This is a genomic window from Trinickia sp., from assembly GCF_051953405.1.
Classification (GTDB): Bacteria; Pseudomonadota; Gammaproteobacteria; order Burkholderiales; family Burkholderiaceae; genus Trinickia.
Genome location: NZ_JBQCIV010000159.1, coordinates 119,296 through 131,301, shown reverse-complemented (window position 1 = coordinate 131,301; position 12,006 = coordinate 119,296). Strand labels below are relative to the sequence as shown.

12 protein-coding genes are annotated in these 12,006 nt (G+C 58.9%); 1 reads left to right on the top strand and 11 read right to left on the bottom strand.

Annotated features, from left to right (window positions below; translation table 11 throughout):
* Nucleotides 1-100: 100 nt before the first annotated feature.
* The 9 genes from ACTHN9_RS29380 to ACTHN9_RS29340 all read right to left on the bottom strand — a co-directional run bounded on the left by ACTHN9_RS29380 (nt 101) and on the right by ACTHN9_RS29340 (nt 7,547).
* Entirely contained in the window at nt 101-718 is a 618-nt protein-coding gene (locus tag ACTHN9_RS29380) for a class I SAM-dependent methyltransferase (RefSeq protein WP_440540343.1), read from the bottom strand.
* A gap of 18 nt (nt 719-736) precedes the next feature.
* On the bottom strand, nt 737-1,885 hold the full coding sequence (rffA, locus tag ACTHN9_RS29375; protein ID WP_440540342.1) for a dTDP-4-amino-4,6-dideoxygalactose transaminase: 1,149 nt from the start codon (nt 1,883-1,885) through the stop codon (nt 737-739).
* A 63-nt stretch (nt 1,886-1,948) separates the two neighbouring features.
* On the bottom strand, nt 1,949-3,037 hold the full coding sequence (locus tag ACTHN9_RS29370) for a glycosyltransferase family 2 protein (protein WP_440540341.1): 1,089 nt from the start codon (nt 3,035-3,037) through the stop codon (nt 1,949-1,951).
* A 5-nt stretch (nt 3,038-3,042) separates the two neighbouring features.
* Nucleotides 3,043-3,951, bottom strand: coding sequence for a hypothetical protein (locus tag ACTHN9_RS29365; protein ID WP_440540340.1), 909 nt, complete (start codon nt 3,949-3,951; stop codon nt 3,043-3,045).
* Nucleotides 3,952-3,965: 14 nt separating this feature from the next.
* Complete coding sequence (locus ACTHN9_RS29360) at nt 3,966-4,631, bottom strand: acetyltransferase (protein WP_440540339.1); 666 nt, start codon at nt 4,629-4,631, stop codon at nt 3,966-3,968.
* Nucleotides 4,632-4,637: 6 nt separating this feature from the next.
* Complete coding sequence (locus ACTHN9_RS29355; protein WP_440540338.1) at nt 4,638-5,267, bottom strand: class I SAM-dependent methyltransferase; 630 nt, start codon at nt 5,265-5,267, stop codon at nt 4,638-4,640.
* A 7-nt stretch (nt 5,268-5,274) separates the two neighbouring features.
* Complete coding sequence (locus ACTHN9_RS29350) at nt 5,275-6,003, bottom strand: WbqC family protein (protein WP_440540337.1); 729 nt, start codon at nt 6,001-6,003, stop codon at nt 5,275-5,277.
* A gap of 108 nt (nt 6,004-6,111) precedes the next feature.
* On the bottom strand, nt 6,112-6,996 hold the full coding sequence (locus ACTHN9_RS29345) for a class I SAM-dependent methyltransferase (RefSeq protein WP_440540336.1): 885 nt from the start codon (nt 6,994-6,996) through the stop codon (nt 6,112-6,114).
* On the bottom strand, nt 6,993-7,547 hold the full coding sequence (locus ACTHN9_RS29340) for a hypothetical protein (protein WP_440540335.1): 555 nt from the start codon (nt 7,545-7,547) through the stop codon (nt 6,993-6,995). The genes ACTHN9_RS29345 and ACTHN9_RS29340 overlap by 4 nt, the downstream gene beginning before the upstream one ends.
* A gap of 200 nt (nt 7,548-7,747) precedes the next feature.
* On the opposite strand from ACTHN9_RS29340, the gene ACTHN9_RS29335 reads away from it, so the two are divergent.
* On the top strand, nt 7,748-9,646 hold the full coding sequence (locus tag ACTHN9_RS29335; protein WP_440540334.1) for a polysaccharide biosynthesis protein: 1,899 nt from the start codon (nt 7,748-7,750) through the stop codon (nt 9,644-9,646).
* Between the two features lie 59 nt (nt 9,647-9,705).
* Here ACTHN9_RS29335 and ACTHN9_RS29330 read toward each other — a convergent pair whose 3' ends face one another.
* Nucleotides 9,706-10,809 (bottom strand): MraY family glycosyltransferase, encoded by a 1,104-nt coding sequence (locus tag ACTHN9_RS29330; RefSeq protein WP_440540333.1) that lies wholly within the window; start codon nt 10,807-10,809, stop codon nt 9,706-9,708.
* A gap of 146 nt (nt 10,810-10,955) precedes the next feature.
* A complete protein-coding gene (locus tag ACTHN9_RS29325; protein ID WP_440540332.1) occupies nt 10,956-11,987 on the bottom strand; it encodes a hypothetical protein in 1,032 nt (343 codons plus the stop codon).
* Nucleotides 11,988-12,006: the final 19 nt, after the last annotated feature.

Sequence of the window (12,006 nt, the reverse complement as noted above, 5' to 3'; positions counted from 1 at the left end):
TCGCTGTGCCCGAATTACATGTCGTCGTTCCCTCTAGCAATTGCCTCGGGTGCTTCGGGGGAGTGTCCGCGTATTTGATTCCCCCTCCATTGCTCACGTGCTAGTCGCTCGTGCAAACCAGGATACAGTGCGTGTACGGAATCCAGCTTCGGTGCGCGACAGTGGCGTGAACTTGGCTGAACGTATCGGCGACGAGTGAAATATAGCCATCTCGATCGCGGACATTCTGGCCGCGATCGGCCCTTACCAGCCATCTTGCAATCGGATTCTGCCCGTCGGCGAAGCAAGGGTCGATCGTGATCAGCCGTCCTCCGGGTTTTAGCGCTCGCTTCGTCATCTGAATGAAGCCGCGCGCCTCGTCGTCGTCGAGATGATGAAGAAGACCAACCGCAAGTGCGATGTCGAACGGTTCCATGGTGCTGAGTTCGTCCGACGTCAGCAATCGGCAATGAAACGCGCCGCGCGAACCGAACCGCTCTCGCGCCGCTTCAATATAATGTTCGCTGATGTCGTAGCCGGTGTAATCGACATCGGGCAGGTAGGCGAGCAAATCCCCAGTGCCGCAACCGATGTCGACGATTCGGTCCCCCGCGTGCGCCTGTACGAATCGCGTCGCGAACTCAGTTCTGCCTTTGCGCGCACCCATGATCGTTTGAAATAGGTCGTAGACGTACGGATGCGATAGCAGTGCGCGTACACCGGTCGTAATCTGAGCCATATGTGCCGAATCGAACGATCAAACCAACGCGAGTGCTTTGCCGAGCGTCTTGACGACACGCTCTTGCATCTCTTCGGTTAACCCGACCCAAAGCGGGAGCCGAATGAGGTGGTCCGAGACCGAATTCGTCACCCGTAGATCGCCGTGCGCGCGGCCGTATTTGAGACCGGCCGGCGAGGAATGTAGAGGCACGTAGTGGAACACGGACGAAATATCGTCGCGCCGGAACTCGTCGAGCACCGTTTGACGATCGACATCGGAGGACAGCAGGACGTAGTAGAGATGCCCGTTGTGCTCGCATGCTTCGGCTAGCATGGGACGACGCAAGCGTCCCGCGGCTTCGAACGGCGCGAGCAGCGCGTGATACCGTTCCCAACTCGCCATTCGCCGTTGCGTGATGCTTTCGGCTTCCTCGAATTGAGCCCACAAAAATGCGGCGACCAGTTCGCCGGGTAGGAACGACGAACCGACCTCCTGCCAAGTGTATTTATCCACCTGGCCACGGAAAAATCGGCTCCTATCCGTACCTTTTTCACGAATGATCTCTGCACGCTCGATGAGCTGCGGATCGTTCACCAACAAGGCACCGCCTTCCCCGGAAATGACATTCTTCGTTTCATGAAAGCTGTATGCGCCGAGATCTCCGATGCTGCCGAGTGCGCGCCCTTTGTAGGTTGCCATGACACCTTGCGCGGCGTCTTCCACTACCTTCAACCCATGACGCCTCGCGATCGCCATAATCGTGTCCATCTCGCAGGCGACGCCGGCGTAATGGACGACAACGATAGCTTTGGTCCGCTGAGTGATCGCGCCCTCGATCAGGTGTTCATCCAAGTTCAGCGTATCGCTGCGAATGTCGACGAAGACAGGTACCGCGCCGCGCAGGACAAACGCATTTGCGGTCGAAACGAACGTATACGACGGCATGATGATTTCATCGCCGGGCGCGATGTCGAGCAACAGCGCCGACATTTCGAGCGCAGCCGTGCACGAGTGAGTCAGCAGCGCTTTGCTGGACTGGGTGCGCGCCTCTAGCCATGCGTGGCAACGCTTGGTGAACGGACCGTCACCCGCGAGGCAACCGTTGAAATGCGCCTCTGCGATGTAGTGCAGTTCCTTCCCCGTCATGTTGGGCCAATTGAACGGGATATGCTTCTCGGTCCTCAAGTTTCTTTCTCCTTAGTGCGCACGCACGAATCGGCTTGGCGCGCAGTCGTCGAACAGGCAGCGCTAAAGCCGCGTCGTCTCTCCGATGTCTTTCGACGCGGAGTCGCAGCCACACTCCCGGTCCACCACGTAGAGCGGCCTACCTTTTGACATTTCGAATATGCGCGCGATGTACAAGCCTACTGCGCCGACGCTGGCCAGCATGAGCCCTGTCGAAAAGAGCACCGCGACGGCCAGGCTCGTCCATCCTGGCAGCGAGGATGAAACGAAATATCGATAAATGAAATAGATCCCCGCGCCGAAACTCGCCGCCGTAAAGAACAGTCCTGCATAGACGATCCAGTTCAAGAATACGCTCGTATGAAAGAACATCCCATTCAGCGCGTGCTTGGCGAGCTTCAGGAAATTGTAAGAACTGCGTCCCGCATGCCGTTCCGTGTGCGCGTACTCGATCGTGCCTCGATCGAAGCCAAGCCAACTCAAAATCAAAATGTAATGGCGCTCGCGCTCGCGGAAGGCCAGGAATGCCGTCACGACTTTACGCGACAGCATACTGAATGCCCCGTACCGTCCATCCACGGCCTGTCCCGTTAGCCGATGCATGAGGGCGAAATAAGTCTTGGCCGCGGCCAGTCTGAACGCCGAATGGGTGCGTTCTACCCGCTTGGCCATCACAAGATCGTGCCCCTTGCGTATCTCGGCGTAGAGATCGGGAATGCGCTCGGGCGGGTCTTGCAGATCGCAGTCCATGACAACAACATAGTTGCCCTGCGATGCTTCGAGCCCCGCTGCGATCGCGATTTGCTGCCCGAAGTTGCGGCTCAATCGAATCCCTCGCACCGCACGATACTTCATAGAGAGCGCTTCGATGACTGGCCAGGATGCATCGGGGCTGCGATCGTCGACCAGTATGATCTCGTAGCTCGGTACGAGGTTGGATAACACGTGGTCGAGTCGCGCGCATAGCGTTTCGAGACAGTCCCGGCAGCCGTAGCTTGGAACGACGACGCTGATCTCTGGCAACGGTGCGCGTTCGTCGTCCGACGGCGCAGCCTTGTTCGATGGCTGTTCGTTAGTCAAAGGTGAGTTCATATTCAATGCGGACGACGCGTGCGGGGCCAACGCATTGTCGCGATCGTTATTAGCAGTCATCCCGGTCACTTCTCGAGAACGGCCAAGCCAAAGCCGGAATCGCCGTATCGGCCGCCGTTATAGAGCATGTAGCGCTCGCCTGCGTGGTCGAATACGCATGGATAGCAAACGGCACCGGCGTCCCATCCGGAAATCGACGGCTCTAGTCCGGCCAGTTCATCTCGCCGAGTCCACGCGATTCCATCCGCGGACTCGGCGTAGCCGATCCGATATGCGGCGCCGCGGTACGAATACCACATGCGATACAGATCGTCATCTTTGACGACGGTCGGCTTCGACATCGCGTACTCTGTCGGATCCTTGAAGTGTAGAGCGATGGTGCCGTCGCGTCGCCAGACGCGGCCGTCATCGGATTCGCCATATTTGAACAGGTGGTTCATTTCTTCTTGGCGCGTACCGGTTCCCCAAGTCAGATTGGACCCGTACCACACGCGCCAGCGCCCATCTTCGACGATCACCCATGGATACGAAACGGAAAATGGGTCGCTGTCGCTGCGATCGATTACCGGTGCCCGCGATACTTTGACGAACGGGGCGTCGGGCGATTCGCTAATCGCGAGCCCGATCGCGTTGCGCCACGGCACCGTCACCCCAAGATTCCAGCCCAGGTAGTACAAGTATCGCCGTGCTCCGAGTTGGACGAGGCAACCCATCGATACACCGCTGTCGTCGAACAGACCGGTTTCTCCAGGGGCGACCACCGGCTGGTCGGACAGCGCAATGATTTGCTCGGGACGCTTCAGGTCGATATCCACGTAGCCGACATGCGCGCGGCGATGCGCGTCACGCGCGCTGAAATAAACGCGGAAGACGTCGCCGTATCGCCACTCCGCTACGGGATTGGCCGCGTGAGTGAGCATCCAGGGATACTCGCCGGCGGCGCAGAATACTTGGCCGAGCTTTCGCCAATGCATCGCTTTGGCTCCTCCTAGATGTTGCGCAATCGCGAACTCGGCACCCGCGAACGTTCCGTGGCGACTGCCGAGTAAACGCCATCGGGTGCTGCATCGGACGTGAGTAAGGAACCCGCCCCGATCACGCAGCGCGGGCCGATGGTCACGTGATCGCGAATCGTCGAATTGACGCCAATGAAAGTGTTGGCGCCTATGCGCACGCCACCTGAGATGACGACGTGCGAACTAATGAAGCAGTTATCTTCGATGGTCGAATGGTGGCCGATATGATTGCCGCTCCAGAGCGTGACGTTGTCCCCGATTTGTGTGAACGGTTGGATTGTATTGTCTTCTAAAATGAAGCAGTTTTCGCCCGCCGCGAAGCCAGGGAACACAGTCGCTCTACTGCTCACGTAGCTCGCACATCGGTATCCCGCATCGCGAACCGCTTTCACCTTGCTCGCGCGCAATGCGTTGACTTTTGCGTAGCTGAGCGCGACGAAAACGTCTACTTCCCCGGGGGCGTATGCGCTTGCTAATTCTTCGAATGCGATGACAGGCAAACCGCAAAGCGTTGCATTCTCGATATAGGCCCGATCTACGGTGAATGCCACGGGTTGATAAGCGGAGTCATGGCTGAAATAAAACCAAGCGAGTTCCGCGATCTGTCCTGCACCAAAAATCACAAGCGGCTTGCGCATCTTCGATTACTTCCTTACGAGGATCGTGAATTCGTACAGACCGTAGTCGTGCAGCAGCGCTACGTTCCTCGAGAAAGTGCGCTTGCAAAAATCGAATAATTCGCAAGGATCCGCATAGTAGAGGTCTGGCCGCATCCTGTCGCGATCCGAGTACGAGGTCAGGCAATTGAATGCGAAACCTTTCGTGGAAGACACATCCATCGTTGCGAGGGTGTCGCGGATATAGGTGCGCCACGCCTCGTCGGTGCTCGTGAGCCTGACGTTAAAAATACCGCTCGCTACGACAAAATCGGCGCGGGTCGGCGCTTGTGTCCCGTGGACGAAACGTGCGTACGGTCGATTGGCATGGCGCCGCGCCGCAGCCTCGAGCATGGCGTCCGAGATGTCGAGACCAAGGTATTCGCATGCGGACATGCGTTCCTTGAAGCGATCCTCGAGGAAGTCCAACAACGCGCCATACCCGCAGCCGACGTCGATGATCGAGAAGGGTGAGTCCGGCGTCAGCAACTGGCAAAGCTGTGCAAAGCGGTGAGCTTGTCCTTCGGGACCGTTCCAGTCGACGCCACGTGGTTCGTCGCCAAACTGCCGCAGTTTGTCGGTGTAGTAGCTAGCGATGGGCGCAAGCAAGTCGTTCATGGTCGGTCTACCGATTGAGGGCAGGGGTGTTGTGCGATGCGAACTTCATGTAGAGGCGCGCGTCCTCGCCACAGTTGAAAAGTAGGTCCAATGCCGTGACGCCATGCTGAAACTCGCCCCAAAGCTGGGGGTACGATGGATAGCCCGAATAATCGAAATACTGGAGTTCGATCCCGGCGTCCGCGAACAGGTCCGCTTCGATATAGTCGCGCGCGGCCGGGCCGGACAAATAGAGCGATGCGTTCGCCTGGCGGCATAGGTCGACGAGGCGCTCGGTCTTTCCATCCGCGAGCGCGTAATCCCACGACCATTTGAGCGTAGTCGTGATGCCGAGCAAGGCGCAAATGGCTTCCGTCAGCGCGCGATTCAGATCGGACAGATGGGTGAACTCGCGCCCAAGGTAAAAGGGCTCGAGCGCGGCCGAGATTCGCTCAAAATGAGGCGCACGTCGATAGTTCTGCTGCAGTGCCTTCCAATGATCGTTCCGCCATGCTTGCCCGTCGATCTCGGTCTCGCGAATCGTCTGAAAATACCGCCCCTTCGCCTTCACCGGCACCGTGAGCCACTGAAGACCCTGGGGCGTCTTGATTTGGTTGCGATTGCGCCAATCGCGGCGCGTGTACTGCATGTCGTCGTAAAGGATGAACTCGTCGACCGAACCGATCAGATCGAAGTACCCCTTCCACGGGATGTAGCAAGATTGGACGATTGCGACGCGTCGCTCGGAGCGTTTCACTTGAGCTTATCTCTGCTGGGTGTGGGTGGGCCGAAGGCTGTGAAGCGGCTGCGGTCCGCTTGCTTACCGCGAGGCCGTTCTAAGGCAATGCGACAGTATAAGACACGATCATCGGCGCACCACTCTGCAGTCCATGAGCGGTAGCCACCGCACGGGAATGAGTCCCGCAAGCGCAGTGACACGCAGCCACGTCAAGATGGAAAGCATTCGTGCAAAAAGAGGCCCGCGCCGTTCGCTAAATCGTCCCCCCGACAACATCCGCGTCAGGTAGATGTCTACGATGCGCCGGTCGAACTGAGGGGCGGTCTGCAAGCGCGTGCGACACACGCGACGGACCTTGCCCACGGTGATCCAATTGAGCGATGCCCATGTTCCCGCCGGGTCGACGACTTTCTTCGATGCCATGATATGGCGCGACATCACGCGTTCCGTCAGCTTCCGGCTAAACAGCGTCGGCAGATTGAAGTGCGGTTCGTAAGGGAACGCATAGTTAGGGCAGATGAAGCGGTAGGTGCCACCGGGCTTGAGCGACGCGTAGACGTTTTCCAACACGCGAGCGACGTCGCCCACGTGCTCCATGACGTTCACCGAGAAGGCGTAGTCGAATTGATTCTTGACCGACAGATCTTCCCCCGGCGCACGGATCAGCTTCGGCTGCGCTCCGTGCTCGTTCGCGTACTCGAGCACGACGCGCTGGAGCTTGGACAAATGCGAGAACCCGTCGCCTACCGGCTCCACCGCTGTCACGTCGTATCCTTCGCGCGCCAGCATGCAGCTCAGCATGAGCGCGCCCGCGCCGATTTCCAAAATGTGGGCGCGCGCCGGCAACTGCCGCAGCGTCTCTTCCAGCAATTCGTGGCCGAAGAGCGCCTCACCTGCGTATTCGTCGAAGGTCGAGAGAATGTCCGGCGCGCTTCGGCGAACGTGCTCGCGTAGCCCCGACAAAAACGTTTCCGGCGATTCGTTGCAGCCTAGGCTGCCGATGGTACTCATCCTCGAGCCCCTATGGTGACGCCGGTTAGGATCAAAAGGGCTCCGATCAGTTTGTGCGAATTCATTGGCTCACCGAGCAAAACAGTACTACATGCAATGACCGCAATGAACGTGAGCCCTTGATAGATCGGAAATGCTTGTGCAAGCGGCAGCTTCGAGATGGCGTAGAGCCAGACGACTGAACTCGCAAAGCCCGCGATGTAGGCGGAGAGAATGTAGGGATCGAGCAGGTAGGCGACATAGCGCAGGATGCCAGTCAAATGGAGACCCGGGGGCGCACCAAGCTGCTCTATGCGCCACTTGACAATTACCTGACTGTACGCGACCAGCAATACGGCGGGCAAAACGCGCAACACAACACCCATTGTCTGTCCTATGATTTCGAGCGTGTTTCCCGGTCGCGCGAACGCGCGGAAAGCTAAATCGACTGCGCCGTCGCACGTTGCATCGGCGGGGAAAGGCGAGATTTTACCCTGCCGGAGAGGGCGGCAAAAGCAATAAAAGGGGACAGCGCCGCCCAGCAAGCGCCGCCTGGGGCGCGAGCTGTTCATGTGTCTAGTCGGCCCGCGCGGGCGTTGTGCCGCGTTGTCACCGGCCGACATCGGCTGGCATAATGCGCGTCGTTCAGCTTGCGGTTGCGCGGTGCGTCGAGTTCCAGTCGACCGGTTCGCTTTGCGGCACCGGTTGTTCCGCTAGGAGCGGCCTACCGCTGCGCCGTTTCCAACGGCTGACAAGCTTCGAGGTGAGATCCATGCTCGTACCGAACAAAGCCTGGTGGCTTTCCTGTTGCGCATTTCTCTTTGATCTATGCGCCGTCGCGCTTGCTTGGGAAGCGGCTTATTTCATTCGTTTTAATGGCGCGATCCCGCCCGACTTTCTGGTCGGATCGTTGAAGTCGCTCCTATGGGTTTTGCCGATCTACGGCGCGATGTTCCGCATATTCGGTCTTTATCGCGGTATTTGGGTTTTCGCCAGCCTTCCCGATTTGGTGCGAATCGCGAAGGCCATCGCCGTGGGGGGCGCGTTGGCGATGATCGCCTCCGTGCTGGTGCAACCCGCGCCCATCACACCGCGTTCCGTGCAGCTCGTATCGCCCTTGTTGCTATTTCTCGTCATGGGCGGTGCCCGCGCGGCATACCGGGCGCTGAAAGAGTTCCATCTCTACGGTGCGCTTCTCGCGCAGGGCAAGCCGGTACTCGTACTCGGCGCGGGCAACGCCGGCGCGAGCCTGGCCCGCGAGCTGTCGCGCTCGCACGAATGGCGTCTCGTCGGTTTGCTCGATGACGACCCATTAAAGCAAGGGCGGGAGATTTACGGTTACAAGGTGCTTGGCCCAACTAGCGAGTTGGCGCGCTACGCGAGCAGCCTCAAGGTCGAGCATGCAATTATCGCGATTCCCTCTTCGTCCACCGAGGTCCAGCGCCGCACGGCGTCGCTATGCGTTCGCGCCGGCGTCCATGCGATGGTCTTGCCGCCCTTGACTGTGCTGCCGCCGGGGCAGGGCATACTCTCGCAAGTCCGGCACATCGATCTCGAGGATTTGCTGGGGCGTGAACCCGTCAGCGTGGATACCGTTCACGTCGAAGCCCAATTGCGAGGCCGTGTGGTCATGGTCACCGGCGCGGGTGGGTCGATAGGATCCGAGCTATGTCGCCAAATTCTGCGCTTTGCTCCGGCGCAACTGGTTGCGCTGGACGCTTCCGAATTTGCGATGTACCGGTTGACGGAGGAATTGCGCGAGCGGTTTCCGGACGTTTCTGTCGCGCCCATCATCGGCGATGTGAAGGATTCGCTGCTGCTCGACCAAACGATGGCCCGGTACGTGCCGCATATCGTCTACCACGCGGCGGCCTACAAGCATGTGCCGCTGATGGAAGAGCACAATGCGTGGCAAGCCGTTCGCAATAACGTGTTGGGCACTTACCGAGTCGCGCGCGCCGCCATGCGCCACAACGTGAAGCGCTTCGTGCTGATTTCAACGGACAAGGCGGTCAACCCGACCAACGTCATGGGCGCGAGCAAGCGCCTTGCGGAAATGGCTTGCCAAGCGTTGCAGCAGACGAGCGAACAACTCCAATTCGAAACGGTGCGTTTCGGCAATGTGCTCGGCAGCGCAGGCAGCGTGATTCCGAAGTTTCAACAGCAGATCGCCAATGGGGGGCCTGTCACGGTCACGCATCCCGAGATCACGCGCTTCTTTATGACGATCCCCGAGGCGTCGCAGCTTGTCCTTCAAGCATCCAGTATGGGACGCGGTGGCGAGATTTTCATTCTCGACATGGGGCAGGCGGTCAAAATTGTCGATCTGGCGCGCGACCTCATTCACCTGCACGGTTTCACCGAAGAGCAAATCAGAATCGAGTTCACGGGGCTCCGCGCGGGCGAGAAACTTTATGAAGAGCTGCTGGCAGACGACGAGACGACGACGCGCACACCGCATCCGAAGTTGCGGATCGCACGAGCACGGGAGGTGCCCGAGCACTTGCTCGACGAACTGCTGCCGTGGCTCACGCAGCATCGAGTGCTCGGCGACGACGAAGTTCGTCGCGATCTGCGGCGTTGGGTTCCCGAATACCAGCCGGCTACCGCTCCTGCGTTGCAGGCCGTGCAGCGGGTCGCAAGCGCGCGCGGTAGGTCGCTATCGAGCTAAAGCCGCACATTGAGCCTCGCCGAATGCGAGGCGCGCAATCCGCGGCGCCGCATGCACCGTCATCTGCGCCGCGAGTTTCTAAAGACCAGCCACTTCGGCGACCTAAACCGCACGATACTTACGTAAAGCCACACATACGTCGCGGCGAATACGACGACGAATACGAATAAATGCACCGTGTGCTGCCAAAAGAGCGTGGCCGGAATGACGCCGATCAAGCAAAGCAACCACAGGTAGGGTGACGTGAACGAGTTTCTTCGCGTCAACTCGTGCGCGGTTTTAGCGCCGACAGCCCACCGCATGAGCCGCTTGTAGACGAGCATATGCAGATGCACGCCGTCGGGAATGCCGGGTGACATGCCGCGCACGAACTTCTTCCGATAAATCGAAAAGCAGGTCTCGAAGATCGGATACACGAACAACAGCACCGGATACCAAGCCGATACTTCACGGTGCCGCATCACGAGTGAAATCGCGAGTTCGGCGAGCATGAAGCCGATGAAGTAGGCACCGCCGTCGCCGAGAAAGATCAACCCCGCCGGGAAGTTCCAAATGAAAAACCCGAGCACGGCGCCCATCATGATCAACGATGCGGATAACACGATGGGATCGCCGAGCCGAAAAGCGACGTACGCAAGCGATGCGAACATCATCAGCGCGACCATCGATGCTAGTCCGTTGAATCCATCGATGATATTGATGGCGTTGGCGAGCGCGGCGACGGCTAGCACGGTCACAACGAACGATATCGCCGCATATGAGAGCAGAAAATCGAGCGGCGGTACGCTGATGCGCACCACGGCCACGTGCAGGATAAAAAAGGCGATCGCGGCCGCGCTCATTGTGGCGACCAGCCGAGCCGTCGGAGAGACGCGCTTGGTCAAATCCTCGATCAGCCCGGAAGCGAAGGCCGGTAGCCCACAGGCGACGAGCGCGAGAATGCCGTAGCAGACCGCGGGATAGCGGCCGATCAACTGAAGGGCGGCGAGCGTCAGGCCGACCAAAATACCGATGCCGCCGACGCGCGGCACGGGGCGCGCGTGGAATTTCTGAACGCCGGCTAGGTCGCTGTCGATCGAGAATTTTTCGTGCAGGTGCGCATAACGCACGATCAACAGCGTAACGAGGAGCGAGATAAGAAAACCGAGCGCGAAACTGAGCATGGGCGTGGCCTGAGGTCGAACGGCGAATTATACCGGCGAGGTCGGCCCCCGACTTGCCGGCATGAACTGTAGAGCCACCGCGGACACAGGCGAACCTCGTGGCTCGGTGCGAGGTTCGCCGACGTCTCGGCGATGCACTCGGTAGATTAGTTCGTCGGCGTATCGAGGTAATAGAGAGAAGAGATCGTCTGATTGTCCCCCGCGCACTTCGGCGTCTGCGCCGCCGACGAGTCCGAGAAGACGAAACCTCGAAAGTGCCCCGACATATCGATGATTTGCAAACCGGAATAAGTATGGCCGGGTTCGTTGCTAGCGAGATAGCCGGCGCCATCGAAATCGTGTCCCGTTTGATAGTTCACTCGAATGGACAGCAGCCCCTGATTGGCCGGGGGCTCGTCAAGATAGCTGAAAACCGGGTACCCCTCGTTAGAGGTGACGTAGCGCAGCACGTTGTTCGTCGTTAGCAAGAAGTAACTCGCCAAGTTCATTTGGTCTGCGCTGACGGGCTCGTCCGTGCAACTCCATGCGTTGTGTCGGATGACGTAACCGGAAAGGTCTTTTTTGACCGCAGACGTTGCCACGCCGTTTGTAAAGCCAACGCCAGGGCCGCCGAACCCCCAGCCTGCGTTGACCGCAGAATAGTTGCGTACTCCACCAGCCTGCAGGAACATACCGCCCGTGACGTAGCTCGCTTGAGCCAACTCGATCTTGATCAAGTTTGGGTCGGACCATGTCACATTCCACGTTTCCGTGTCGCCGGTAGCCCAGGTAATTTGCACGGAGCTGCCGTTGGCAGCCCACTTCCCGTACAGCGTGTTGACGTTCGAAATACCGCCGCTGAATTTCAGCGAACCTTGGACATACTGATTCTGATCGGCGGACGCGTAAGGAGGCTGGTTCGCATAGCCGACCTGTGTTCCCGTCGGTCCATAATCGCCAGGGTTCGACGGGGACCAGAGGGGTGCGTTTCCAGACCAATACCAGAAGTCTTCGCGCATGGTGCCGTCGGGTTGAAAACTGTACATCGCGAGCCGTGTAAAGTGAACGCCACTGGCGAGTTCGCCTTTGATGGTCACCGCGTAGCCACCGGGAAACGGTGCAGCTTGAGCTTGCGCCGAGCCCTGGAAAATCAACATCGAGAAAAAAAATAGCAGGACGTGCACTAGTCTCTTAATCATCTTTGTTCCTTTTTTCGTT